The organism is Haloarcula amylolytica (genome assembly GCF_049705545.1).
Taxonomy (GTDB): domain Archaea; phylum Halobacteriota; class Halobacteria; order Halobacteriales; family Haloarculaceae; genus Haloarcula; species Haloarcula amylolytica_B.
On the sequence record NZ_JBNAMU010000002.1, the window covers coordinates 480,468 to 506,178 of the forward strand.

General features: G+C 57.2%; 18 protein-coding genes and 1 pseudogene. 10 read left to right on the forward strand and 9 right to left on the reverse strand.

From position 1 onward, the window contains the following. Nucleotides 1–31: 31 nt before the first annotated feature. The 4 genes from nadE to rdfA all read right to left on the reverse strand — a co-directional run bounded on the left by nadE (nt 32) and on the right by rdfA (nt 4,706). Nucleotides 32–880, reverse strand: coding sequence for an NAD(+) synthase (gene nadE, locus ACOZ4H_RS18855; protein ID WP_424330805.1), 849 nt, complete (start codon nt 878–880; stop codon nt 32–34). Between the two features lie 411 nt (nt 881–1,291). Next, a complete protein-coding gene (locus tag ACOZ4H_RS18860) occupies nt 1,292–2,116 on the reverse strand; it encodes a hypothetical protein (RefSeq protein ID WP_424330806.1) in 825 nt (274 codons plus the stop codon). 155 nt (nt 2,117–2,271) lie between these two features. Continuing rightward, nucleotides 2,272–4,062: an archaea-specific SMC-related protein gene (locus tag ACOZ4H_RS18865; RefSeq protein ID WP_424330807.1), complete on the reverse strand. Its 1,791-nt coding sequence runs from the start codon at nt 4,060–4,062 to the stop codon at nt 2,272–2,274. Beyond that, nucleotides 4,059–4,706, reverse strand: coding sequence for a rod-determining factor RdfA (gene rdfA / locus ACOZ4H_RS18870; RefSeq protein WP_424330808.1), 648 nt, complete (start codon nt 4,704–4,706; stop codon nt 4,059–4,061). The genes ACOZ4H_RS18865 and rdfA overlap by 4 nt, the downstream gene beginning before the upstream one ends. Before the next feature lie 562 nt (nt 4,707–5,268). Here rdfA and ACOZ4H_RS18875 point away from each other — a divergent pair. The 6 genes and pseudogenes from ACOZ4H_RS18875 (at nt 5,269) to ACOZ4H_RS18900 (ending at nt 13,906) form a co-directional block, all read left to right on the forward strand. Continuing rightward, a complete protein-coding gene (locus ACOZ4H_RS18875; RefSeq protein WP_424330809.1) occupies nt 5,269–8,433 on the forward strand; it encodes a GAF domain-containing protein in 3,165 nt (1,054 codons plus the stop codon). A 70-nt stretch (nt 8,434–8,503) separates the two neighbouring features. Next, entirely contained in the window at nt 8,504–8,767 is a 264-nt protein-coding gene (locus ACOZ4H_RS18880; protein ID WP_424330810.1) for a HalOD1 output domain-containing protein, read from the forward strand. 876 nt (nt 8,768–9,643) lie between these two features. Next, nucleotides 9,644–10,186 carry a DUF7344 domain-containing protein gene (locus ACOZ4H_RS18885; protein ID WP_424330811.1) on the forward strand — a complete coding sequence of 181 codons (543 nt, stop codon included), beginning with the start codon at nt 9,644–9,646 and terminating at the stop codon, nt 10,184–10,186. 1,419 nt (nt 10,187–11,605) lie between these two features. Next, on the forward strand, nt 11,606–11,803 hold the full coding sequence (locus ACOZ4H_RS18890; protein ID WP_424330812.1) for a hypothetical protein: 198 nt from the start codon (nt 11,606–11,608) through the stop codon (nt 11,801–11,803). Nucleotides 11,804–11,904: 101 nt separating this feature from the next. Beyond that, nucleotides 11,905–12,631, forward strand: a pseudogene (locus ACOZ4H_RS18895) (sugar phosphate nucleotidyltransferase). Nucleotides 12,632–13,147: 516 nt separating this feature from the next. Next, nucleotides 13,148–13,906 (forward strand): glycosyltransferase family 2 protein, encoded by a 759-nt coding sequence (locus ACOZ4H_RS18900; protein ID WP_424330813.1) that lies wholly within the window; start codon nt 13,148–13,150, stop codon nt 13,904–13,906. Nucleotides 13,907–14,148: 242 nt separating this feature from the next. Here ACOZ4H_RS18900 and ACOZ4H_RS18905 read toward each other — a convergent pair whose 3' ends face one another. Then, a complete protein-coding gene (locus ACOZ4H_RS18905; RefSeq protein WP_424330814.1) occupies nt 14,149–14,322 on the reverse strand; it encodes a hypothetical protein in 174 nt (57 codons plus the stop codon). A 469-nt stretch (nt 14,323–14,791) separates the two neighbouring features. Between ACOZ4H_RS18905 and ACOZ4H_RS18910 the strand changes: the two genes are divergently transcribed. Then, a complete protein-coding gene (locus tag ACOZ4H_RS18910) occupies nt 14,792–15,931 on the forward strand; it encodes a Gfo/Idh/MocA family protein (protein WP_424330815.1) in 1,140 nt (379 codons plus the stop codon). Nucleotides 15,932–16,006: 75 nt separating this feature from the next. Here ACOZ4H_RS18910 and ACOZ4H_RS18915 read toward each other — a convergent pair whose 3' ends face one another. Beyond that, complete coding sequence (locus tag ACOZ4H_RS18915) at nt 16,007–16,921, reverse strand: NAD-dependent epimerase/dehydratase family protein (protein WP_424330816.1); 915 nt, start codon at nt 16,919–16,921, stop codon at nt 16,007–16,009. 195 nt (nt 16,922–17,116) lie between these two features. After that, a complete protein-coding gene (locus tag ACOZ4H_RS18920) occupies nt 17,117–18,439 on the reverse strand; it encodes a glycosyltransferase family 2 protein (RefSeq protein WP_424330817.1) in 1,323 nt (440 codons plus the stop codon). A 796-nt stretch (nt 18,440–19,235) separates the two neighbouring features. On the opposite strand from ACOZ4H_RS18920, the gene ACOZ4H_RS18925 reads away from it, so the two are divergent. Both ACOZ4H_RS18925 and ACOZ4H_RS18930 read left to right on the forward strand, forming a co-directional pair. Further along, entirely contained in the window at nt 19,236–20,741 is a 1,506-nt protein-coding gene (locus ACOZ4H_RS18925; RefSeq protein WP_424330818.1) for a lipopolysaccharide biosynthesis protein, read from the forward strand. Continuing rightward, entirely contained in the window at nt 20,741–21,307 is a 567-nt protein-coding gene (locus tag ACOZ4H_RS18930) for a hypothetical protein (RefSeq protein ID WP_424330819.1), read from the forward strand. Before ACOZ4H_RS18925 ends, ACOZ4H_RS18930 begins: the two co-directional genes overlap by 1 nt. A gap of 22 nt (nt 21,308–21,329) precedes the next feature. On the opposite strand, the gene ACOZ4H_RS18935 is transcribed toward ACOZ4H_RS18930, so the two are convergent. Next, complete coding sequence (locus ACOZ4H_RS18935) at nt 21,330–22,280, reverse strand: glycosyltransferase family 2 protein (protein WP_424330820.1); 951 nt, start codon at nt 22,278–22,280, stop codon at nt 21,330–21,332. Between the two features lie 124 nt (nt 22,281–22,404). Continuing rightward, the gene (locus tag ACOZ4H_RS18940) at nt 22,405–23,889 is read right to left on the reverse strand and encodes a sulfatase family protein (protein ID WP_424330821.1); all 1,485 of its coding nucleotides are present in this window, start codon (nt 23,887–23,889) and stop codon (nt 22,405–22,407) included. Nucleotides 23,890–24,203: 314 nt separating this feature from the next. Between ACOZ4H_RS18940 and ACOZ4H_RS18945 the strand changes: the two genes are divergently transcribed. Continuing rightward, on the forward strand, nt 24,204–25,625 hold the full coding sequence (locus ACOZ4H_RS18945) for a sulfatase (protein WP_424330822.1): 1,422 nt from the start codon (nt 24,204–24,206) through the stop codon (nt 25,623–25,625). Nucleotides 25,626–25,711: the final 86 nt, after the last annotated feature.

Sequence of the window (25,711 nt, forward strand, 5' to 3'; positions counted from 1 at the left end):
GCTTTGCTCACAGAAACGGTTCCCGGCGGTGTCAGTTATCCATCGAGGGTTTCGGTGGCGTGTGTCGCTTGTGGCGCGTGCTGGCACACCACTGAATCGTTCGCTCAACGGCGGGCTCGTCGACGCCGACTCTGTCAGCCACCTCCGGTGCGGAACAGCCTCTATCAATCGCGAAGTGGAGAATACTGTCGAGTTCTCGCTGATCGATACCCAGTTCCGTCGCATCAGTTGCACCGGTGTGCTCCATGGGATGAGGTGTCTGTTCGAGTATCTCCGACGGAACGGCGAGTGCATCAGCCAGGGCCTCGATTTCGGTTCTGTAAAGGTCACCGAACAGCGACAGGTCAACGCCGTTCTCGCCGTATTTCGCAACGGAGCCCAACAGCCGATCAGTCCGGGGGACAGTTCCCACGACGAGTTCGTTCCTCGTGTTTGCGACGTAGTATTTACACGCCATCCGGAAGCGTTCGCTGGCGTTTCGCATCGCCACGATGTCGTCGGTCGGTTCACCGGTCTCGCCGACGACCCGCTGGAACGCCGTCAGCACTGGCTGCAGGTGGAGTCGGTGGCAGTCGATGTCCAACAGCGACGCGACGGTTTCAGCCGTCCGGGCAGGCCCTTCGTCGCTTAGCTGTACCGGCATTACCAGTCCAGTCACGTAGTCAGCCCCGATCCCGTCGACGGCCAGCGCAGCCGCAACCGTCGATTCGACGCTGCCGTCGAGTGGAACGACCAGCCCGTTGGCCTCCGCTTCGATGATCTTCTTCTCCAGGAACGCTGGAAGAATTCCCTGTATCCGTCTGGTCGCTGCCTTCGACGTGGCCAATCCGTGTTCCTCACGAGGGAGTTTGAGCGTGTGAGGGTGCGTCGCTTTACTCACAGGCTCCCCCTCCCTCGTCACCCGGGACGCGCTCGGAGATGCGACTAGCGAAACGCGTGCATCCAACCAGCCTAATCATGGTAGAAAGTAGGCTGCTGGTGTCGTATAATTGTTGTCGACAAACTTCATGAGTGTCTTTGGTAGCCTCGATACACCTTATATATTACCCAAAGTTATATAAATTTATAGTCGGCTTCCTTACCGAACCCACAGGAATTTATCCATAAGAATTGGCCAAATATAGTAGACTGCTGAGAATGTTGCACACTCATAAGAACAAAGGCTGAGAAAATGGGGCCGCTGAGAGTGGAGAAATGTACCCTTCCAATCAGTTCGGCTCCCGGCAAACCATGTTCTGGAAGACACACCTCGTACGTCGGCGATAAGCCAAAACCGGGGCGTCGAGATTCGTTACGTCGCCGGTTTGGTCGTTCCCACGGACTGCTCTGTGACGACCAGTTCCCGGTTGGCAATCCAGTCGACAATCGTACTGCTGTCTAGCTGATCCGGGATATCATCGCTGTCCGCGGTGCAGCGTCTGATCTTGTACGAATCCATCGCGTTCCGGTTCTCGGTGACAGCTTCGACGGCTTCGATTCGCTCGTCAGTGGTAGTGTTGTGATACGTGACGCCGGGGACAAAGCTGACAGTCGGGACATCCGTCGGCCAGTCCCAGGTGAACTGTTTGTGGTACTGATCGAACTGCCACACGAGACGGTCGACGGGGGTTTCTGTTTCGAGAGTGTCGTTGGCGGCCGCCTCCAGCGTCCGGTCCCAGTAGTCGATCACGCAGGATTTGAGGTCCGTCCGGAGCTGTCCCTCGATCATCTTCTGTTCGATGGGATACCGCAGTTCAATAGCGACGATAGCGTGACTGTCAAGATGGGTGAGACATCGCTGGCACTCCATCTCAAACACGGAGAGGCCAAGCGGTCGCTCGACCGTAAGGTGGACGAGTTCGTTCCCACAGTTCGGGCACCACAGGAACAACACGTCGTCGTGATCAGCAGTCAGTTCCCCCAGAACAGTCAGATCGTCGAACGCTTTGTCGACGGCGGAGTCCTGTGACTGGACGGAGTTGCCCGTCACGGTCCCAGAAGCGTCGTCCGCCAACTTCGCGAGTTTGCGGTCTTTCAGCAGCGATTTGATGACCGAATCGTACGATGAATGTGACTCCGCGTTCCGTATCTCTTCTAATTCCGTTTTCGTCCAATCTTTCACCCGTATGGTCGCCATCTGAGTGGGAAATGAGGTAGGTACTAATAGTATTTTTGTATAAGTCCCCTAGAAGTGAAAATATACCTATGGGATGTGTCCCTTCTCAGACAGAGAGATAGTGGAGTCAAACCAGAATACGCGTCAGTGGGAGAGGCTCGGGTTCGGACAGGCTGTCAGTCGGCCGAGGCTTGTTTCTCGTTCGCAACGGTCCACTGGGTCGGGTCGATCTCACGTCCATCGAAGGCTGTGTACTCCGGGTACGCAGTGAACACCAGGTACTCGGTCCCCTGCTGCAGATACTCGATGAGGGTGTGGAGGTTGTCGTCGTCAAGGCCGCCCAAGCCGTCGACAAGCAGGAGCGGCACAGCGTCGCCGACGTCGAACGACTGGCGACCGGCCAGCGCTGCCACGAAACCGATTAGTTCGAGTTCCCCTTCGCTGAGGGCGTTTAAACTCGCTTCCTGACCGTCCCGAGCGACTACAATGTCGAAGTCCGCGGTGAGTCGGGCCGTTTCGAATCCCGTCCCGAATCGGGAGAGGATGTCCTGCATCGCCGTGTCGAACGCTTCTCGTGCCTCGCGCTTGATCCGGTCTTTCCGGCTTCGAAGTTCCGCAAGATCGTCGCGCACCGATTCGAGGTCGGCTTCGAGCGCGTCGACGCGGGCCGCTCTCGTTTCGAGTTGCGCCAGTTCGTCGGCAGTGTCTTCGAGTTCAGCCTCGCGGTACTTGATTTCGCTTTCGACATCCGAAAGCTCCGCCACGGTCTCATCGACGCGGTCGGAAAGCCGCTCCACGTCTGCTTGGGCCCCTTCGAGTCTGTTTCTGGCTGCTTCGAGGCTCTGTTTCCGATCGGCCAGCGTCGCCTCCAAGTCAGCAATCTCCTCCTCTAGGTCCGCTTTGCGACGGCGAGCCTGGCTGATTTCCTCGCGCTGTGTTTCCAGTTCCTCGACGGTATCGCGGTAGGTTTCTTTTTGTGCGCGGAGTGTCGTGAGTTCGCTTCCGAGCGCGTCCAGTTGGTCCGCCAGGTCTGCTCGTGTCGTCTCACTCCCACACGTCCAGCAGGTGACGGTGTCACCGTCGATATCGCGCTCCACGTCGGTAAGCAGGTCTAACCGGTTCTCGCTGAGGACCATCTCAGTTGCCGAGTAGACAGACTGGAGCACCTCGGCGTCTCGCTCTACTTGCGAGAGGCTCTCCCGTGCCTCCGCGAGTTTGTCCTCAACGTCATTGTACTCCGGGATTTCGAGGGCGTCGAGATCATCCTCTCGCTCCGAGAGTCGCTGTTCGGTCCGCCCGATGCTCTGTTCGAGTCGTTCGATGCGGTTTCTGGCCTGGTTCTGTTCGGTCCGGGCTTGGCTGAGTTGACGGCGGACCGACTCCGAACTGTCGTCGCTTCCTGCCTCACCGTCGATTGTCTCACGTTTGGCCTGGAGATCCTCGATCTCGTTTTCCAGACGTGTCACTTTCTCCTGAACGCTCGGGAGTCGCTTTTTCGCCTCACGCGCCTGCGAGAGTTCTGTTTCGATCTGTTCGCGCTCCCGCTGTAACGTCTCGATCTGCGTATCGATGTTCTGGAAGTCAAGCGGACGCAACAGCACGTCCTCGAGGTTGTCCCCTGCCCGGACGGCCTGCCGGACCGCATTCCGCTCGTCCAAGCACGCGAACAGCTCAGCGCGGATAACGTCGTACTCGTCGGTGAGATACGGCTGCCCCTGTCGAGCCACGGCGCCGTTCTCGCGGGTGAGCGTCACGTCGTAGACACCGGTCGGCGTTTCGAGATGTACCGCTCCGCTATCTGCCCCTTCAGTCAGTTCGGTGGAGGTACCAAGGGCCGTTTTGATTGATTCAATGAAACTCGACTTCCCTTGCCAGTTCGAGCCGCGGACGACGTTCAATCCCGGCTCTACCGTCGCCGACCCGTCCAGAATACCCGCGATCCGTTCGATTTCAATGGTCCAGGTCATGAATTGTGTGATGATAGATGCGGCCCCCGGTGTTGCTTGCAGACGTACCCACGCTCAAGTGCGACATCGAACGGAACACGAGTCGGACAGTCAGGGCATCCGAGTTGAATCTGGGTCTCTATCTCCGCGGCGTCACCCCCGTCGATGTCGCCTTTCTTCGAGAGCGAGGACAGTGCCGTCTCGGCCTTCCGTTCGACGACTGCTTTTGCCGTTTCGACGCTCTCACGTTCCCAGTTAGTTGTCGCCTCCCGAGGCTCCTTTCGACCGTCCAAACAGTCATTAAGATGGGTTCGCATCGTTCCCCACGACACCATATCATCGTGGAGCGTTTCACCGGGAATACCCGCAGCTTGCAGTCGCTCGATGAGTTCGTCCCGGTGTAGGGCGTCATCCCCCCGCAATGTGTCGTAATCACTGTCTATACGGGTATCGAGGGATTCACGACCGTGTTCGGTGTAAACTCGTTTGAGGAGCCGTTTGTTGAACCACGCCGTCAATGACCGGTATCCCATTTCAGTTCGGTCGTCCGCACCTGTCCAGCGTGCTAGCAGGCCCTCGTCGAGGGAATCGTAGACTGGGTCTGTCGACGCCAACCCATACTTGTCGATAACCGCGTCTACTTTACAGCCGGGGTCAGCAGCCATTGTCAGATTGTTTCGGCCTGCTCAGTAATAGTTTTTGACGGACAGTATACATACAGCCTACGTATTAACGAGTTCGGCGAAGATTTACACCCTTAGTGTGTACTCAGTGGGATAACTAAGTCGGAACCAAACGGGTTCAATTTGTAAATTAGCTTTATTATCAAAACTTTGAAAATTATGGAGCTGTTATTTCTATTTGATACTGTAGCTATATTTTTGAAATTGAGTTTTGTTGGAATATAGTTGTAGTCGATCCGATTTCGGTTTCTGTAGCGCTTCTATACCAAAGCTACCACTACAGATCAGTATTTACAATGAAATGTGTTCTGAAATATCCAATGCAATAGTATATATATACTTTATCGATACAATATTTCGAGAAGGGTCATTATTTCGGAATTTGTAGTGGCTGCATACGTTGTAAAAGTTGTACACTGGCCTAATAGCCGGATATGCAGACGAGTTCATCGTCAGATGCGTTGAGTATTAACAAACGTAGAGCCGCGGCAGCGATACGAGTCAAGTCAAACGTTTATACGGACTGTTGCGTAAGTGGTGTAGTATGCGGAAGTTGGCCGGTGAGACTGGACCGGCACCAACGGATAGTGAAACGGCAGCCTCGAAAATCAAGGTACTGTTAGTCGATGACTACGGAGAGTTCCGGCGGACGACGGCAGAACTGCTGGAACACGAAAACGACCGTATCGAGGTCATTGAGGCCGCAAGCGTCGATGACGCCCTCAGTTACTTCGATTCCGAATCTATCGACTGTATCGTCAGTGACTACGAGATGCCCGAAGCTGACGGGATTGAGTTCGTTGAAACGGTGCGTCAATCTAACGGTGACCTCCCGTTCATCCTGTTGACCGGCCAGGGGAGCGAAAAACTCGCCAGCGAAGCGGTTTCGGCCGGTGTCACCGATTACTTCGTAAAAGGTGGCGGACCGGAACAGTACGCAGTGCTCACAAACAGAATCGAGAACGCAGTCGAATCACACCGATTCCGTCGGGAAACGGCGCGACTGTCCCGAATCAATTCACTGTTCCGAGAGATCAATCGCCAAGTCCTGAGGGCATCAACAGCCGAGGAGATCAAAGAGGCCGTCTGTGAGATCCTGGCCAGTTCGGATGCCTACCAGTTCGCCTGGATTGGGGAAAAAAACGAGGCGGGCGACATTGTTCCCGCGGCAGGCGGTGGTGGCGCACTCGAATACGTCGAAGCGATGCTCTCGCGTTATGGCCGCTCAGCTTTCGATGAGGGGCCGTTCGGCCGTGCAATCGAAACCGGCGAACGGCAAGTGGCGTCCGACATCCGTACTGAATCGTCGGTTCAGCCATGGTACGAACTCGTATCGGAGTACGGGTTCCGATCGATGATCGTTCTCCCCATTCAGTACACGGGCTCAGTACAGAGTGTGATTTCGATATACGCGGACACGCCCTTCGCGTTCGACGAGGCGGAGCAGGCCGTGCTGACAGAACTCGCGGAAATCGTCGCCGACGGCCTCCATTCGACCGCGACGCGTGCGGAACTTGAAATGCGGGAAGAAGTCCTGCGAACGATTACCGAGGTGTTCACGACGCGGGAAGGGTCACTACAGGAACAGATAGCGGACCTCATGCAGGTCGGCCGTAGCGTACTGGGAACCGAGTATGCGACGCTCTCGCGTGTCAACGGTATGGAGTACGATTTCGAAGTGCTCCAGACACCTGATGAAACGATTTTTTCGGGGGGAACCATTCCATTGTCGGATACCCCTTGTGCAAAAGCCGTTGCGAACGAGGAAACGGTCGTGATGACAGACGTTGACGCCGATTGCGGCGACAATGACAGAGACCTCATTTGGGATGACGAAATCAATCGATACCTCGGAACGCCACTCACTGTCGGAGGGAGTACCTACGGGACGCTCTGTTTCTACGGGTCCGGGACGGGCGATACTGGATTCTCGGACTGGGACATGACGCTTGTGGACCTGCTGAGCAAGTGGATCGGAAACGAACTCCAGACACAGCGAGCGGAAATGGGCTTTACACAGTTGTACGAAGCGGCAACAGATCTCCTAGGCGTGACTTCAGAGGAGGAAGCCGCCCAGATTGTCGTTTCGCGGACGCGTGATATCATCGGCCTCCCTGAAGTTGTGCTGTACGCGTTCGACAGCGATACGAACGCCTTTCGGCCCCTTGCGGCTACAGAGACTGAAGAGCACGAAGCCATCCCAGCAGACGGCGATAGCCCCGTGAGTTCGGCCTTTTTCACCGAGGAAACCATCGTTAGTGACGAGAACTCGACTTCGAAGGCGGGCGGGGACACGCTGACTGACGGCAAAGCCGTGTTTGTCCCGCTGGGAGACCACGGCGTTCTCCGGGCGGGCGACACAATCGGCGGCGTGTTCGATACCCAGACTCGTCGGATTACCGAACTCCTCGGAGCAACGATTCGGACTGCGTTCGATAGGCTGACCTACGAGACGGAGCTCGAAGACAGACAGCGAGACCTGGAACAACAGACGATTCAGCTCGAACAGATGAATCGATTGACGGAACTGAGTCAGAAAATCCACGAGCGGGTGCTCCGGGCAGACAGTCGGTCGGAAATAGAGCAGGCGGTGTGTGACCAGTTGGTCGCGTCCGACATCTGTTCGTTCGCCTGGATCGGCGAGTACGAATCCGATACCGACCGAGTCACGCCACGAACGTGGGCAGGGACCGACCGCGGCTTCCTAGAAGAATCCCGCACGCCTACGAACGAGACACCGCCACCGCCAGCAGTCCAGACGGCCCGAACGAACGAGCAGACGCTGAACAACAACATCGCAGACGGGCTCAGGGGGAAAGGGTGGCAGCGGCGGCTGCTGGAACGGGGCTTCCAGTCAGTCGTCAGCATTCCGCTCAGCTACCAACAACTCTCCTACGGGATCTTGACCGTGTATGCAAAAACGCCGGACGTTTTCGACCTGCCAACACAGTCAGTCCTCGAAGAAGTGAGTGAAACAGTCGGATACGCCATCAACAGCATCGAGACGAAGCAAGGGCTCGTCGCGGACCGCGCCGTCGAGATCCGACTGGAAGCAACTGAATCCGACGATATCCTCCATCGAATCGCGGGTGTTGTCGATGCAGAAATCACATTCGAAGGTATCGTACCACAGGGAGATAGCAGCTGTATCGTGTTTTTCAGCACTGACGCTCCCCCCGAAGACCTGGAAACATGTCCGGACGTCCTTCCCCGGATTCAGCGATTAGAGTGTTTAACCGACACTGAGGACACGAGTCTGTTCGAGGCGACGGTATCGGGCACACAGCTCGCACTGACTGTCGCCGAACAGGGGGGGGCACCACAGCTAATCCAGTCCGACGGAGAGACGCTGGAAATCCAGCTCGAGGTCCCACAGACTGTCGATATTCGCCAACTCATAGTGGAATTACGGCGTTCATGTCCGGACATCGAACTTGTGAGCCGTCACAAGCGAGAGCGTGGTGTCCAGACCCGAGAGTCGTTCCACTCAGAATTGACAGCACAACTGACCCCCCGCCAGTTTGAGGTGTTGCTCGCAGCCTTCTATAGCGGATTCTATCAATCACCCCGGGACAAAACCGGCCAGGAAATCGCCGATACACTCGATATTTCACAGCCGACGTTCAGCCACCACCTTCGGGTAGCGGTCCGGAAGCTACTCGAGCAGTTGTTTAGCGAAGGCGGGACGACACAGCATCTAGATAGATAGCATCCAGTGTCCGAGTTTGCTAGTCTGATAGGGTATATGCTGATACGGGAGTACGTTCTTTCAGGTAACAATGAGTCTGGAGTGGAACGAGACAGAAACTGTCTTCTGGGCAGACCAGTACGAATCACCAAGCGAAGCGATTGTGACCGCCATCGCAGCCAAAGAACGCGTAACGGAAACAAAACTCCCGCCGTTGTACAACCAGATCGACCCGGATGCCCTCGACACACTCGTCGCAGGGCAGTCCAACGATAGTATCCAGATTAGTTTCACATACAGCGGGTACACTGTTCGGATTCGAGACAGCGAAACTATCGAAATTACGCCGACGTAATCGGCTAGTAACCTCCTACTGGTCCTTGAGTGATCGGATAACGAGACGCCCCTGCAATGAACCTCTGGTAGAGGTGGTGCGTGATAGCGATTAAGAAACTGCGGAGACAGACTGCCAAAATTTCGGAGCAGTCGTCGAGCGGTCAAACTCAAAACCCGATCAGGTTTTTTCCTGCTATAGATTGAGAACAACAAATGTCTCAACACGGATAAAAACTACAGAGGATCTCCTGTCTATCTGCCATAGGTACGGTAGAGTAAGGTCATAGGCCATCAGTACGGACTGTTTTAATAACCGCTTTCGGCCCAGCACAGATTAGTTCGGATATTCACCTGTCAGCATTACACTGCCGATGTGTTTTCGGATCACTCACTTTGTACCTCCTGTCACTGACCTGGTGGTCGGAATAGCAGAGTCAGTACTGCCAAGACCACAGTATATTATTAATAAGATACTATGTAGTTCTCGTCTATCCTACTCGGAGATCGATAGAGTTGTACTACTATATATTATGGTGCTAATACAAGAAGAGTTGGAGTTTAGTATCACTAGGAATTAAATTCGTACCGACCATAACGATCACGCACTGTAATGCGGTTTCATATACAGATTTGTTTTTATTTATTCCAGTTCGTTGAGATCGAGTTATATGATACGACAAACATTTCCGAATCTGGCAGATTCAATGATTATAAACTGACTGTGGCCAGCCAGCGGAGAACGAGTGTCTGGTATGCCCTACAAGTAGCTATTTCTTACTCGAGAATCAGAGGGTAACGGGGGTGTAACAAAACGTTACCCCGGGGTTCGTGTATATATGTCGCTCTCGCGGCCTGAACACAAACCAACGCAGCAATCGAGGTCATGAGCGAACCGATGGTAGAGGAAGAACCAGAGCTCTCACGCGACCAAATGTTCGATATCCTCAGCAGTTCTAGGCGTCGGTATACCCTTTATTATCTACGCCAACAAAAAGAACCAGTCCAACTAACTGATCTAGCTGAGGAGTTGGCTGCGTGGGAGAACGACACAACCGTCGAAGAGCTCTCCTCGCAGGCCCGAAAGCGAGTGTACGTCTCATTGTATCAGACCCATGCTCCGAAGCTCCAAGAGGCGGGGCTAATAACATACGACGCTGATACAGGTGAGATAGCTCTTCGAGAGGACGCACCGGAAGTCGAGCCGTTCATCAGCAATGGCGATGATGAGTCCAAATGGTACCAGTATTATGCGACCGTGGCCCTGCTGAACGCACTGTTACTCCTGGGAGCAATTGTCGGCGTTCCACCGCTCAGTGCCATCAGTCCGTTAATTATCGGATTAGTTGTCATTAGTTCATTCCTCGCGCTTTCTATTGCACACGCAGTCTCCAGACGGCGGGGTAAAAGGGACAAGTCCTTCGATATCGGTGAGCCTTGAGCTGAAGAATGTGCTGAGCGAAAATACCCCCCAAGGGATGTATTATTCTTCGTCGTCGGTCGCACCGTCCGGCAACAACTGGTCTGGCGACCGCTTGTACATCGGAGTGCTCGCGAATTCCGAAATCCGTTCCATTTCGCTGTCGGAGAGATGTTCCGGCATACACCGCTACGTGTAACTGTTATACTTTAGTAATTGAGTTCATATATGAGGTAGTCGGATTCTTCTAGGCGATTGCCAATCGTTTATACCCCGACGGATATCGGTATCCGATTCGCGAAGTTCAGTGGGTAGCTCCCCCTTTATTTTTCGACTACGATAGGTATTCGACCAGAGATGGACAACTGGAAGTGTCCCTTGTGCACTCTGAGCGCGATCAGAACGTCCGTCGTTCAAGCAGCAATACGGATGGTAGTTGCGGCTGCATCCGCTGTAAATCAGTGGCTTTCCGGGATTCTAGCCCTGTACTGACCAGTATCTGATAGCGGATCTATAATAGTCAGGAGAGTTAACCTAGCCTTTGCAGGAGGTTAAGATCTACCCGCTGTAGCTAAGAAGTTGAGGCCGGAGTGAGCCGGAAAAACGGTGTGACCGAAGCCGTTCCGGCTCACGATTAAAGTGGAGAGAGCGATCCGAGTCGACAGCGACTGTACAGGGCACGAGCGTCCCTGAGGGGGGGGTGGTAAGGATTGGGCCGGTGTTGTGGGTGTCGGGTAACTGCCCTCTCCATAGATATCTTATACGCAAGGGTGTATTGTTATAGTCGTGTTATTCCAACATTGCAGTGCTTACCCTCCCATAGCGTTGTCTGGCACAGCATATCCGACTCTGTCACTCTATTATTGAGTCCGCCCCGAGATACGTTATGGCCGCATTTGAACGGATATCGGCGGTTTGTGACACCGATAACAGTCTCAGCTAGTAGAGCACCCCACAGTGAGCTAAATAATATGATCCCCGCATGCAGGAGAACATTGTTGCTCGCACACTCGTGGAACTCCGTGTTTCACTGATGTGATAGCGGATTCTGTGGCTGTGTCCAATGGTTCTCTGACTCATATATAATTTCACAGATCAGAGTTGTTTCTCAGTGCAATTCCACAGAATTTCGGGGGTAATTTGATCCTACCGACAAGGTATCCCTCGTTTTCACGATGTCGTTGGAGGGGGCCTGGTAGAATTGTTTGGTAAGTAAGTGGATATTAAATAGTTCGTAAAATATGGGTATGATGGCGCAATGTTTAATATAGTAATTACACCTTTCCGAGACATGTCTGATATTAGCGCAGTAGAGAAGAGGGTTAATGATGCCCTTAATCTAAGATTAGAGCTAGAAGATTGGAGCCAGAGCACACGGTTTACACAGGGCCGATTGAGTTTGTCAGGACCAAGATGTTTGAGTGGAGTGGCGGCCGAATGATGACCTCAGAGGAGTGGGAAGACGTACCGACAGACCCCGATTGGGAATCAGACCTCGGCTACGAGATGGAAGAACTGACCGTTGTCAAGTCATCAACTGATTCACAGTTGATATTTTTGCCCGAGCATGAGTCGCAACTGGGTGAAGAAGAGTTTATTGTGATTCACTCGGATTCACTTCGGGATTTACGTCGATAGCCGAGCAACGTTACTAGCGGAAACGAAGTGTCTTGAGCCATTCGAGACAGTTCCGATTAGTAGTAATATTACAATGTGCCATCTGGGAATGCGTGTGAGTGATGAAAGCAGTAGTTCTCGCGGCCGGGAAGGAACACGCCTCCGTCCGCTGACAGTGGGATTCCGAGAGCACTCGTCGAGATCAACCGGCATCCGCTCCTGATGCACTGTCTCGAAGAGCACGTCTCTCTCGATGCGAGAAATTCGTTAATTACGGTGATAGCTTCGACAGAGTTCCCATAACCTACGTCCACCAGGCCGAACCCGACGGACAGGCCAACGCGCTGTTACAGGCCGAACCGGAGATCGCGACGACTTCATGCTGATGCTCAAGGATAACGTGTTCCGTGGTAATCACGACACCGTCGTGCAACGGCAGCAGGAAAGGAGTTGATTGCGCGTTCCTCGTCGAGGAGACCCCCGAGTCGGAGTCGCCGCGCTACGGCGTCTGCGTGACAGACAAGTACCGCGAAATCGTCCCGTCGTGGAGAAGCCTGACGACCCGCCCGTCCAACCTCGTCATGACCGGTTTCTACACGCTGTCGCCCGCGATCTTCGAGGCGTGTGACCCCGTTCAATCCTCTGACCACGGCGAGTGCGAGCTGAGCGACGCCATCGACCTGCTTGATGGCTGACGACCAGACGGTCGACGCAGTTCTCCTCGACGGTTGGCGGATCGACGCGGGCTACCCGGAAGACAAAGCGGGCGCAGAGCGACAACTTTCGGGTGAGGATCCATCTTCGCTACCGACGACGATGTCGCTGTCACGGCTACCAATTCGGCGTTGAACGGACTCTGAGGCGAGATCGGACAGGGAGTTCTATTAGTGTGACCCCGTTTCAGTGAGCGTAAAAGTGAGCGAGATCTCTGCTCGGTTCGAGGGGCGTGCGCTGTCGCTAGCAATAGCATAACAAAACGGGACGCAAGAGACTTGGTAATATATGAGTTCTGCATGGGCTAGAAAATTCGGCGCGTTCTTCGTTACGTGGCTCTCCCTGACGGTTGCCGGGATGCTGTTCACTGACCGCTGGAATCCGCTAATGATGTTCCTATTCGGATACACTGGATTTCTCCTAGCAGTTGAGTACAGCAATCCTCAGGGACCGCGGCCGACGAATCACAGACGATTACGCTGGATATCCATGGGCGGGTTCGTCGCGTTCGTGTACATCAGTTTCTCGTGGGGCCAGTCCGTGCTTACCACGATGACTGGATAGCGCTTCCCGGGGAATACGGCACCTACTCGCCCCAGGGAGGTTATACTAATAACGTTATAGCCTCTCCGATCTGTCAGTAACCATATCATGGTTTCAGTCAGCGTCATCATCGCGACGTTGAAGCCACGCGATGAAATCGAAGCAATACAGATTCTCGATACGCATGAATTCGACGACTACGAGGTGATCGTCTGTGACGACAGTCCAGTCACGAAGGCGCGGAACGAAGGTGTCAAGCAGGCGAACGCCGAAAAACTCGTGTTTCTGGACGACGATTCCAGGCCTCAACCCGGTTACTTGGAGACCGCGAAGTCGGTGCTGGAAACCGAGGCGGCCTACGCCGGACGGACTGTCCACCCGTTCGACGACATCTTCGCACGACACTTCACCAACCACTACGACTGGGGAGACGAAGCTCACTACGTCGATGCCTTCTGGGGATGTAACATGGGTGTGAACCGATACGTGTTTGAGGCCGTCGGCGGGTGGGACGAACAGATGGGCTGGGGACATGAGGAGAAGGAGCTCGCGAGTCGCGTGTTGAGCGAGTTTGACATCCGATACCACCCCAATCTCGTCGTCGAACACCAGTACGCGTCGTCGGTTACGGACTACTGGAAGAAACAGTACAAGCTCGAGCGCAAGAGCCCGTATTACTGGTCGAAAGTGGGCGTTCCCCGCCATGACCAAGTGGCGAAGATCGTGTGTGACATTTTCGACCCGGAAAAGTACGTCCGGCGGACGCCGATGGCAACAGTCACACAGACCGGGAGCAACCTCGCGAAAGCTGCCGGTCGGATCAACGGACTGCTCAGCGACAGTGGGAGATTGGAGGGGAGTCACTAACGACCCGAGGGTACTGTCTCTTTCATACCGAGAGCCGAGTTTGCAACCATTGTAGCGAAGTAGGCCTCCTCAGGCATCGTTTCACCAGATGTCGACGTTACTGTCAAGCGCGTGCGACGCCACACGATGACAGGACGACCGCTGCTGGTCGGGTCCGTCGTCTCAAAGAATCAGAGAATGGACCGATGGTGGCTCAGTGTCGACATGTTCGTGTCTGACAGATCGGTCTGTAATTTCATGGTTCACCCACCGTAGTCGTCGGAACCGTAGTTACCCGTGCCGTATCCACGGTAGAAGACCTCACGCTCGAGCGCGACCGCGACGACGAAGGAAACTACTGAAGCGACGACCGCGAGGACAGTCCGACGCGTCGCACGGTCCATCTCCGCAGTCTCCAGTTCCTCGTCAGATGTCATCGATATCGGCACGTATCCACCGGAGGGCTGTTAGTCGTTTCAGTAATACGTCCGCGTCGCCGAAGGTCCCTCATTCTCGATCCCTACTCAACACGAGAGAGGTTTTAGTAGTCAGCTCATACTGTGGGAAGAACCCGCACGGCGAGTACGAGGCAGGGTTCGGGAAGCGATCGATACCCGCCCTCAAGGTATCCTCCCCCGGTGACGAGCGTCGTCGCCCAGACCAGTTCGCCCCTCCTGGCCGGGACCGACATGATCGTCGACAACCCATCTCGGGTCAGTTCGGATTCGTTGGTACTTTTTTAATTGTCCCGGTGAGGGCGGAGACGCCTGTGTAGTCGTCACGAACGGCCGACGAACTGCGGTTGTCCCTGCCTCTGCGGCGCAGGCAGCGCGGTCGCGGGACCGTGCTGAGGGACGACGGAGTACGGGGTTACTACTATTGAGTCTACTACTCCATTTTCAATCGATGACCTACACTGTCGCAGTCATCGGGACAGGGGAAGATCCCGACGACCCGGACACTGACGGCTTTGCGATGGCGTACAGACACGCGGGCGCATACAGCAGGCTGGACTCGTGTGAACTAACAGCCTGTGCAGACATCATCCCGGAGAACGCGAAGCAGTTCGCACAGCGATGGGGCATCCCCGAGGACAACGTCTACACGGACAGCCAGAAGATGCTGGACGCCATCGAGCCCGACATCGTCAGCGTCTGTGTTCCGCCGCACGTCCACGCGCCCATCGTCTTAGACTGCGCAGAGAACGGGGTGATGGACGCGATTCACTGCGAGAAGCCGATGGCAACACGGTGGGAAGACTGTCGGGAGATGGCCTCCGCGTGCAAGCGTGCCGGGATCCAGCTAACGTTCAATCACCAGAGGCGGTTCGGGAAGCCGTTCCGAAAAGCGAAGACCGTTCTCGAGAGCGGCGAAGTCGGATCTCTCGAACGGATCGAACTGGGCGGGAAGAACCTCTTTGACTATGGGTCTCACCTATTCGACCTCTGTGGCTTCTTTACCGACCAAGCGATGGCGAAGTGGGTCATGGCGGGGATCGAATACAGCGAGGAGAACGTCCAGTTCGGCGCCCACAACGAGAACCAGGCCATCGCCCAGTGGAAGTACACGAACGGGGTCAACGGGCTCGCGTCCACGGGTGACGGCGGTATCATCGACTGTCAAATGCGGCTCCTTGGGAAAGATGGTGTTATCGAGATCGGCGGTGATCAGGCCCCGCTCCGCGTTCGGTCGAGAGGGTCCTGGCGGACTGTCGATACGGGTGGCGAAGGGATCCACGGCCCGCGAAACACGATCATCGACGCCGCCAAGCAGAAGCTGAGCACCCGATTGCCGGGCGTATCCGTCGAGAAGACCCGCCCCGAGACATTCGTCGACCGCGCAATCGCGGACAGTGTCGACGCGCTCGACAGTGGTCGGCAGCCAGAACTCGGCGCGGACAACGCGCTTCAGGCGACCGAGCTGATCTTCGGGTGCTGGGAGTCTGCCCGCCAGCGCGGCCGGATCGACTTCCCGCTGGAGATTGCCGACAACCCACTGGAAGCGATGGTCGAGAACGGCGACCTGCTGCCGGCGTCGTCGAACTGAGAAGCAGGTTCCATCGTTCGACGGGGGAATTGCCATCGAATTCGAAATGAGAACTCTCCAGCCCTGGCGAAAGCGTTACAGGGCGGTGGGGAGGCCGTCGGCGAGCTGGATTGTCGGGTCAAAATCGAGTTCCCGGCGGGCACGGCTGATGTCGGCTTTGCTATGCCGGATATCGCCCGGACGCGGGTCCACGTGCGTTATCGGGACGTCTGCATCGACGATGTCGCGGACCGTTTCTGCGAGTTCGTTTATTGTGACGCTGGTGCCCGTTCCGACGTTGAAGGCCGTCTCGGCCGAGTCGATGGTCGCCGCTCGCAGGTTCGCGTCTACGACGTCGTCGACGTGGATGAAGTCTCTCGTCTGTTCGCCGTCGCCCTCGACAGTGATCGGACCGCCGCTGCGCGCTTGGTCGACGAACGCGCTGATCACACCGCTGTACTGGCCGCCGCTCTGTCGCGGCCCGTAGACGTTGAAATACCGCAGTGCGACGGCATCCAGATCGTACTGCGCCGCGTACGTCTGTACGTAGTGGTCGGCGCTGAGTTTCTCGATACCGTAGGGCGACTGCGGGTCCTTCGAGGCGTCCTCCGGCACCGGGACGTGCCCGGGGTGGCCGTATATCGCTGCACTGGATGCAATGACGACCCGACTATCGTTCCGCCGCCCCGCCTCGAGCAGGCGGACCGTCGCCGTCCCGTTAATTTCGTGACAATCCATCGGGCGCTCGAGTGATTCGGGGACGCTCACCAGTCCAGCCTCGTGGAAGAGGAAGTCGATGCCATCCATGGCCCGCTCGACGGTGTCCTCGTCACGGATGTCGCCTTCGATCAGCGTCGCCTGATCCGGAACATGGTCACGGGAGCCACTCGAAAGGTCGTCGAGTATTCGTACGTCAGCGTGATCGACGACCATGTCGGCGATGTGACTCCCGATAAATCCCGCGCCACCGGTGACGAGCACAGACGTACCGGCGAACTCTGTAAGGTCCATCGGTTTTCGTATATTCCACGGTGGCACTGTGGTTTAGTAATACCCCAATAAATGTCCGAACAACCCCGGCTTCTACTCGAGGTCGACCCATCACGACGCGGCCGGTGGGACCCCTCGATTACCACGGATAACAGTAGTGTACGGCGTTCGGGAGGTGGATGACCACCACGTGATCACGCCGCACGAAAAACTAGATCACTGCCGATATACTTCGAGGGAGTGGAGAATGATTCCGGTGAAGGCGGCCAGGATACCCACGATAGCGAGACATGACGCGAACAGGGCGAGGCCAATCGGGAACTCACCTGACTGAAGGTAGTTGAAGAACGACCAGTAGGCGAAGGCGAAGCCCATTAGGATCGAGACGACGCCGGGCACGCCGAGCATCGTGATCGGTCGTTCTCGCTCGATTGTTCGAACGATGTTCATCACGAGCGTTATGCCGTGGTTTATCGGACTGTGGCTACTCCCGCTCTCGACATCGTAGTCGATGGTCGTCGGGACCTCTTCGATCTGGTAGCCGTTCGAGTGGGCGTGATAGAGGATGTCGAGGCTACAGTCCATGTTGTCACCTATCGAGTCATCGGCGGCGAGCGACGCGATAGCCTCCCGGTTGTAGGCACGGAACCCGCTCTGGGAGTCCCGGACTCGCGATTCGGCGCTGAAGATACCGAGACTGAGGTTCGTGAGCAGATTTATGACACTGAGTCCGAACCGCCGGTACAGCGGCATCTCTGTTTCCGCCTCTTGGCCGAACCGGCAGCCGATCACGATGTGCGCGTCGGTTTCGCGTTGCTTGCGGACAAGGTTCGAGATGTCGCTGGCGTCGTGTTGACCGTCGGCATCGAGGATGACGAGGTGGTCGGCGTCACAGCGGTTAGCCTGCGTGAATATCGTCTTCAGCGCCGCCCCGTAGCCACCGTTTGTCTCGTGTTCAACGACCGTCGCGCCTGCCTTTTTGGCCTCGGCTGCGGTGTCGTCGTCGCTGCCGTCGTCGACGACGAGAACCTCGTCGGCGTAAGTATCGACGACCTCAACCACGGACGCTATCGATGACGCCTCGTTGTACGCTGGTATCCCGACGAGGATCCGTGTCGCGGACTCCACGACGGGTTCGACCGCTGCCTCGATGACAAACCGTTCAGAGGATCGCAACGCTTCGTAGCTCGCTTCGAAGTCGATCCGCTGTGAAGTGTCAGTATGATATAGGAGTCCTGGGTAGCCGTTCGCCCGTGCGGCAGCCGTCAGGCGCTCCTGTGCATCAGGGGCGGTCGTCCAGTCTGACGGCGGACTGAGGACTTTCGCGCCGAGCATCCGGGCGTATCGCAGCGCTTCGTAGTCCTCGTCTCGTCTCGCCGTTACGATGGCGCGGTAGCCGTTCTCCTTGATGCGAATTATCTCGCTGGCGATCCAGTCGCCGTTCTCAGGTGTGGCTACCAGGCCTACCGCCGGAAGGCGTTGGGTCGTCTCTTCTACCGTGTCGAGTGGGACGTTCTGCTGCGCACCCCTGCGGTCCATTGCTACGTTTCCCCCCGTACCCGCACCGACGATACCTTCGCAGTGAGTTCTCGAGGCGGACACTCCGAAGTCACCGCCCCCTCGGACGCGGTTTTGTGTCGTACGGAGGATGTCGACACCGGCCCGACGGAACTGTCTACTCCTGCCCACCGGCCAACAAATTGTGCGTGAATCATACTTACCTTCGTCGGGGGACGCGTGGAACCGTTCCCCGAACTCGCCTTTATATTGGCAGACAACTCACATTGTTATTCCACGCTTTCCTCAGTTACACTGTGTATATTCCACTTCGGTTCGGAACAGTGAAAAATATTCAACATATCGCCCAGGTATATAGAGTGAATGCACGGAATAGTCGGCCAGGCCCCTGGTCGCACCATCATTTAGGGAAAGAATACACTACATTTCTCTCCTCTCCCGCCGGAGTGATCGTGGACGAGACCTCAGTGAGACAACAGTTTATCCGGCCGAGATTGATGGACGGTTAGCGCTTGGGTACGTGTACCCTCACCGAGACTGGTCGCCGAGCCGAGATCACAACCCCATTTGTAGCCTAAATTCCCCAGTTCCGCTCAAGGGAAGACGGATTGACACGTTACACTGAATATAACAATCCCACGATGTCCGAACATTATACCAACGTGAAATCGATATTGCAACTATCTCTATGTATGACCACTATCCTACCTGACCGGGTCCGCGCCGACGGTCGATATCTCAGGGGCGGATCTAGCATACGGGTAACTAGTGACAAGACTCGATACTCGAATAGAGACTCGACAGAGGAACTGATGATATGAAAGAGCGACTGAAAACAGTCCTAAAGCGACTACTGCCATACGGTGAGGACTTGATGGAGCAGACGGTCAAGAGCGGCGTCTGGGTCGGTGTTATGAATGTCACCGAGCGTGGACTGGAACTTTCATTGCTCGTCATCGTCGCATCGCTGCTCTCCCCACGGGCGTTCGGTATTATGGGGATCGCACTGCTCACTCTCGCGTCGCTGAAAAACTTCTCGGAGCTAGGGATCCAAGCGGCCCTGATCCAGGCCGAGGAAGACGACGTCGACCACGAACTCAACACCGCGTGGACGATGGAGACGGCTCGCGGGATAGTCATCGGGTCGGTGTTGTTCCTAGGTGCGCCGTTCATTGCCTCGCTGTTTACCGAACCGGCGGCAGAGAACGTGGTCAGGGTGATCGCGTTCTCCCCGGTCATCGTTGGCCTCCGGAACCCCGCAGTCGTCTACTTCCACAAAAGCCTGGATTTCCACAAGGAGTTCGTCTACCGGGTCAGCGGTGCGAGCGCCTACTTTCTGGTCACAGTCGGATGGGCGCTGTTCGATCCGAGCGTGTACGCGCTTATTTTCGGCTATCTGGCCGGTGACCTCACCCGCTTCGTGGTCTCCTACCTGGCACACGACTTCCGCCCGTGGCCGGAGTTCGACCTCAACCTGGCCAAACAGCGGCTCGGCTTCGGGAAGTGGATCACCGCCAATTCGATACTGTACTTCCTCTACAGCAAGGGCGATGACGCGTTCGTCGGCTGGGCGCTCATGGCGAGTGCGCTCGGGTTCTACCAGCTCGCGTACCGCCTGTCGAACGCGCCGGCGACCGAGATAACGCACACGATCTCGAGTGTCACGTTCTCCGCGTACTCGAAGGTCCAGAGCAACGTCGAGAAACTCCGTGCCGGGTACTTGCAGACGCTCCGGATGACGACCCTGTTGTCGTTCCCGGCCGCCATCGGTATCGTGGCAGTCGCTCCCGCGTTCATCCGGGCGTTCTTTACACCGGCCTGGCAGCCGATGGTCCAGGTGATGCAACTCCTGGCACTGTACGGACTCATGCGATCGATGGGAGCCACGATGGGGCCGGTCTGGAAGGCCATCGGCCGGCCGGACTACATCACGAAACTGTCCGCCTTGCGGGTCGTCCTGCTCGCGATACTGATCTATCCCGCTACGATGCGGTATGGGATCGAAGGCACCGCCGGACTCATTCTGGGGGTGTACATCTTCCCGATGATGCCGATCGACATCTACCTCATCGCACGCTCGGTGCAGACGTCCCCGCTTCGGATCCTCCGTGAAGTGTCTTACCCGCTGCTCGCGAGCGTCGGGATGGGCGCAGTCGTGATGTACGTCGACTGGAACCTCGACCTCGGGGCACCGGTCGCGGAGTTCCTACTCCTGGTAGTCGTCGGAGCGGTCGCCTACGCCGCGTTCGCGACGGTCCTGATGTTCAGCTTCGACTGGAAAGTGAAACAGAACCTCGAGTCGATGGTGGAGGCGATTGCGTGATGACCCGAGACACGACGACGGACACGGACAGTCTCCAGACGCGGGAGCACAGCTCAGTGAACCGACGCACAGTCCTCGGTATGGCCGCGCTCGGGCCGCTGACGGGCGTCAGATCGCTGATCGAACGGCTGTTTCGCGGTAATCAGGCGGCGGTCGTCGAGAAGCGATTCGTCGGGGTCGAAGGGAGTGACGTCATCGAGATAGCCCGGACAGGCGCCGACGGTACCGAAATCGCGTCGCGGCACGACGGACTGTTCGAGGGGGCACCCGGCGTTGTAGATGATGCGACTGCACAGCAACTCCGCTCGCGGTACGACGAACTGCGGTTCTTCGTGGGGCTGCGACACCACGCGGACAGTGCGAGCGCCCCGGATGACGACACGCCGGTCGAGTACGAGACATCGCGGGCGCTGTACAACGGGATGGACGTCGGCGACCACGTGTCGTTCCAGACGTCACTCCTGAACCCGAATACGATCATCTCACTGTCTTGTCTCAGCGACAGCGAGAAGTCACTACGACCGCGCTGCCGGGTCGACATCGACGATCCGACCGACGAGATTTGAGGTCGCCGTCTCGCGTGCGACGCTATCGGACCGTCGGTCGGTCGCGGACCTCGTGAAAGATGCGGACGAGTTCCTTCGCGGGCCGGTAGGTGAACACGCCACCGAGCGAGGCGAGCGAATAGGCCCATCGGGACTGCTTCGTTGGGTCGCAGTACAGCGCTTTGAGAAGGTACTTCCGGGCGTCGTCGTAGTAGCCGTACTTGAGAGCGGTGCGTCCGAGCGCTTCGCTCGTGGCAGCCACGAATTCGTCCTCAAGTCCGTACTCGCCCGCGGTCTCGCGGTGTTTTTCAAGCAACAGCGGATACGACACGTCTCGCTTTGCCTCAAAATTGTCGCTGATACTCTCGTTGTCCATCTGGAGGTTGCGGACGGTGAGCGGTTCGGTGACCACGCCGAACTCGCAGTGACGAGACAGGCGGATCATCCAGTCTCTGTCCTGCCAGCTCGGAAACCGGGTGTCGGGTAAGCCGGCTTTCGCTATCACGTCACGCTGAACCATGAGCGTCGTAAACTCTCCGAGCTTGCCCCCCTGGAGGAGATCCGTCGTGACGTCGCCCGAGAGGGTGTAGACGTACGACCGTGAGTAGTCGTCGTACACGTACTCCGTCCCCGTGTAGACGACGCCAACCGCGGAGCCGCTCTCGCGGAACGTCGATACCTGTTTCGCCAGCTTCTTCGGTCGCCACGTATCATCGTCGTCCAAGAACGCGACGTACTCGCCGTTCGAGGCTTCGATACCGGTGTTCCTGGCCTCGTTCGCGCCCCTGTTCTCCTCGTGTCGAATGATCCGTCCCCGGGTATCGCCGAACGCCGTGTCCGAGAGCGTCTCCGAGGCGGGTGTTGGCGAGTGGTCGTCTACGACAACCAGTTCGACCGGGTCGTAGGTCTGCCCAAGGATGCTGTCGACGGCGTCCCGAAGTTTCCCCGGTCGCTTGTACGTCGGCAGGACGACGCTGACGAGTGGTCCCTTCATCGGTGCCTGTCTCGACCGGCGTTCGTCGCACCGGCCGCCGGGCGGCGGTGTCGGAGCGACTTTCCGGTAGTGTGTGTTGGGTTGACAAGAGTGGGGGCAGTCCTGGCTTGCGTGTCCGACATGGCTACTGGAGATACCCGAGATTTTCCAGGCGCTCTCTGTTCTGCTCGCTGATCTTCTCGTCGTCTGCGCTCCCCCGAGACAGCTCGCCGACCTCGTCTCGGAGCGTTCGCTGGAGTCGGTCACTGACCGCTTGTCGGTCGCCGGAGAGGTCGCGTCGCTCGTCGGGGTCCGCCTGCAGGTCATAGAGTTCGACGTGGTTCGGCGATTCGATCAGTTTCCACCGGTCGGTCTTGATCGCACGGAGCGCCCGGTCGAAGCGCTCCGCAGACGGATCGAACGAACTGACGGATTCGCGGAGCGTGTCTAGGGCCGGCTGGGGTACCAGGTACTCGGAGATGGCGTGTTCGCGCGTCGAAGGCGCCCCGTCGTCCGGGAGCAAACTGTTCGTGGACACGCTTTCACCGTCAGTCGTCGGGAGGCCGGCCAGTTCGCGGACTGTCGGATACAGGTCGCGGATCTCGACAGGACCGGAGACGGTTTCGCCAGCCGCGAACTCCTCGGGATACCGGATTAGTAGCGGGACGTGGGTCAGCGTCTCGTAGAGACAGTACTGGTGGTCCATCAGCCCGTGTTCGCCGATGTTTTCCCCGTGGTCACCGACCAGCACGACGGCAGTCTCGTCAAGAATCCCCAGATCAGCCAGCGACTCGTACAGTCGCTCGAGTTGCGAGTCGAGATACGCAATTTCGGCCCTGTAGAGCCCGTTGAGCGTCTCGAAATCTCGATCGGACATCGATTCGTCTCCTGCGATGTACTCCCAGGGATCCTGATTCAGATCGTCGAGAGACTCGCGGGAGACGCCGTCTGGGAGGTACTCCTCGATGTACTCGCCAGGTGGCTCGTAGGGGAGGTGTGGCTCGATGTAGTTCAGGAAGTAGAAGAACGGCTGGTCGTCCGTGCCGTGTCTGTCGAGCCACTTGATGGTCCGGGATGTCGCGTGTTTCGCACCGTCGTCTTTCCGGGCAGCAAGGAACTTCGCGAACCCAGCGGTCGCCGCTCCCTTCACGAGCCCCCTTGCCGACTGGCCGCGGAAGATCTCGAGCAGTGACTGCCCGTCGGCGGTCGTGTTCCGGTCGCTGATCACGCTGGAGAGATCTGGCGCGTCCCAGAAGAGGTCCCACGACATCGAGAACCGCTCGAAGCCGGCGTCGAAGCCGAACTCAGGGCTGATCCAGACATTGCCCGAGATACCGGCAGTCCGGTAGCCGTCCTCGGTGAGTTGCATCGCGAGCGGGGACGTGTCGGGGGCGAATGAAATATTTCCGGCGTTTACGCCATGATTAGACGTATACTCGCCCGTAAACATGGCGGCGTGTGATGGGAGAGTCCACGGTGCTGTCGTCGTCGCGTCGGTGAACGTGGTTCCCTCCGCAGCGATACGTGACATCGTCGGTGCCAACCCCGTATCGAGCCCCCGAAGTACTGTCTGTGCCCGGGCGGTATCGAGCACGACGAACAATACGTTCGGCCGAGATTTCGCTGCCATTGTCGTTTGTTCTGAACCGAGAGTAATAGTTATGCAACTCAAAACACCACACGCTGGCCTCGCGCCCGTATCAGTCGGGAATAAGAGAGGTAATACTATCCACACCCGGGACGCCGTTCGAAAACGTCAGCGCCCAACCGTGGAGAGACCCACGGTAGAGTCGTCGATACCGGGGCCGGATGAAACCCTGCCGGGTCGGGCGACACCGGCACAGCATCAGAAGGGGTGCTGGGGCTGACAGGGTTGAATGGTGGCGTGGGTCGACGGACATAGTTTGTTACTAACAAAGCCTCGTGAAATGGTCTTTTCTCCCAATGAGTTGGTCTCCTACCCAACGACCCAATGTCGTCTGGATCACGCTAGACAGTGTTCGTCAGGACCACACATCGATTGACGGATACGACAGAGAGACAACACCGAACCTCCAGTCGATCGCGAACCGGCCGAGCGGCGTCGCGTTCGATACCTGTATCGCGGCGGCCAACTGGTCGCTCCCTTCTGCAGCTTCTATCGCCACCGGAACCTACCCGGAGTATCATCGGACCGGGTACGACACCGACGTACTCTCAGAGAACGTTGACACTGTCGCCGAGCGATTTCGTGACGTCGGCTATCACACCGTCGGCGTCTCGGCGAACCACTACTTCAGCGAGGCGACTGGCCTCGACAGGGGGTTCGAGGAGTTCAAGGAGATCATGCCCTCGGAGTTCGTAAGCGAAGTCCCGGCCCGGACACTGCTCGAATTCTTTCTCAAAATCCGAACGCACTCCGGCGGCTTCACCAGAGAAAAGACCAAACACAGACCGGACTACTTGGTCAACGAGATCGTCAAAAACCAGCTGTCGGCCTGTGCCGAGTCCGACGACCCGTTCTTCGTCTCCGCTCACTATCACGGTGCGCACGTTCCGTACTACCCGCCGCCGACGTGGCAGGACACCTTCGAAAGCGACTTGATCGAGTCACCACGGGCAGCGAGTGAACGCGCGTTTCGGCATACGGCGGACCTCCACACAGCTATCGGCAAGACCGAAGCCTTCACCGAGGAGGACTGGAACGCGCTGTCGGTCATGTACGACACGCTGGTCGCGTACAGCGACGCACTCGTCGGAGACCTGTTCGATCATCTCGAAGCGCTCCCGCTTGACGACACAGTCTTCGTCGTCACCGCCGACCACGGTGACCTGCTCGGCGAGCAGGGGCTCCTCGGGCACAAGTTCGTCCTCCACGACGGACTGACGCGGGTTCCGGCGGTCGTCCACGGACTCGACGCACTGGTTGACCAGAGCGACGAACTCATCCAGCACCTCGACATCATCAGAACTCTCGTCGAACGCGCGGGTGGAGACACCGACGGGCTCCACGGGATCGATCTGCAGACGGAGCAGCGTTCGCACGCGCTGAGTCAGCGCGGACCCGGAATCGAGAGCGCCCTGAAGAAAATATGGGAGACGAACCCCGACTTCGACGCCAGTGACCTCCACGAAGAGGGGCTGAGTGCGATCCGGACCGACACGTTCAGGTTCCAGCGTAGCAACGACAGCGCCGAGCTGTTCGCGCTGCCCGACGAACAGACCGATGTATCGGAGGATTACCCCTCCAAGCGTGCCGAACTCAGCGCTGAACTGGACCGGCGGCTGTCGGAAATCGATAGCCCGAGTATCGACACGGCCGCAGCGGCCGACTTCAGCGACGACGTAAAAGACCAGCTCGCCGATCTCGGCTACGTCGTCGACTGATAATATTCTTGTCGCCCGTTCGTCAAGCCCGTTGGGCCGGTATCGTCACTCCGTCTGGACCCGTCGAGTAGCTGGCGGTGTCACGT

Excerpts from the sequence above, each read along its gene's own strand:
- ACOZ4H_RS18860 (WP_424330806.1), bottom strand. The coding sequence starts at position 2,116 with ATGGCGACCATACGGGTGAAAGATTGGACGAAAACGGAATTAGAAGAG.
- ACOZ4H_RS18865 (WP_424330807.1), bottom strand. The coding sequence starts at position 4,062 with ATGACCTGGACCATTGAAATCGAACGGATCGCGGGTATTCTGGACGGG.
- rdfA (WP_424330808.1), bottom strand. The coding sequence starts at position 4,706 with ATGGCTGCTGACCCCGGCTGTAAAGTAGACGCGGTTATCGACAAGTAT.
- ACOZ4H_RS18875 (WP_424330809.1), top strand. The coding sequence starts at position 5,269 with ATGCGGAAGTTGGCCGGTGAGACTGGACCGGCACCAACGGATAGTGAA.
- ACOZ4H_RS18880 (WP_424330810.1), top strand. The coding sequence starts at position 8,504 with ATGAGTCTGGAGTGGAACGAGACAGAAACTGTCTTCTGGGCAGACCAG.
- ACOZ4H_RS18885 (WP_424330811.1), top strand. The coding sequence starts at position 9,644 with ATGGTAGAGGAAGAACCAGAGCTCTCACGCGACCAAATGTTCGATATC.
- ACOZ4H_RS18890 (WP_424330812.1), top strand. The coding sequence starts at position 11,606 with ATGACCTCAGAGGAGTGGGAAGACGTACCGACAGACCCCGATTGGGAA.
- ACOZ4H_RS18900 (WP_424330813.1), top strand. The coding sequence starts at position 13,148 with ATGGTTTCAGTCAGCGTCATCATCGCGACGTTGAAGCCACGCGATGAA.
- ACOZ4H_RS18905 (WP_424330814.1), bottom strand. The coding sequence starts at position 14,322 with ATGACATCTGACGAGGAACTGGAGACTGCGGAGATGGACCGTGCGACG.
- ACOZ4H_RS18910 (WP_424330815.1), top strand. The coding sequence starts at position 14,792 with ATGACCTACACTGTCGCAGTCATCGGGACAGGGGAAGATCCCGACGAC.
- ACOZ4H_RS18915 (WP_424330816.1), bottom strand. The coding sequence starts at position 16,921 with ATGGACCTTACAGAGTTCGCCGGTACGTCTGTGCTCGTCACCGGTGGC.
- ACOZ4H_RS18920 (WP_424330817.1), bottom strand. The coding sequence starts at position 18,439 with ATGGACCGCAGGGGTGCGCAGCAGAACGTCCCACTCGACACGGTAGAA.
- ACOZ4H_RS18925 (WP_424330818.1), top strand. The coding sequence starts at position 19,236 with ATGAAAGAGCGACTGAAAACAGTCCTAAAGCGACTACTGCCATACGGT.
- ACOZ4H_RS18930 (WP_424330819.1), top strand. The coding sequence starts at position 20,741 with ATGACCCGAGACACGACGACGGACACGGACAGTCTCCAGACGCGGGAG.
- ACOZ4H_RS18935 (WP_424330820.1), bottom strand. The coding sequence starts at position 22,280 with ATGAAGGGACCACTCGTCAGCGTCGTCCTGCCGACGTACAAGCGACCG.
- ACOZ4H_RS18940 (WP_424330821.1), bottom strand. The coding sequence starts at position 23,889 with ATGGCAGCGAAATCTCGGCCGAACGTATTGTTCGTCGTGCTCGATACC.
- ACOZ4H_RS18945 (WP_424330822.1), top strand. The coding sequence starts at position 24,204 with ATGAGTTGGTCTCCTACCCAACGACCCAATGTCGTCTGGATCACGCTA.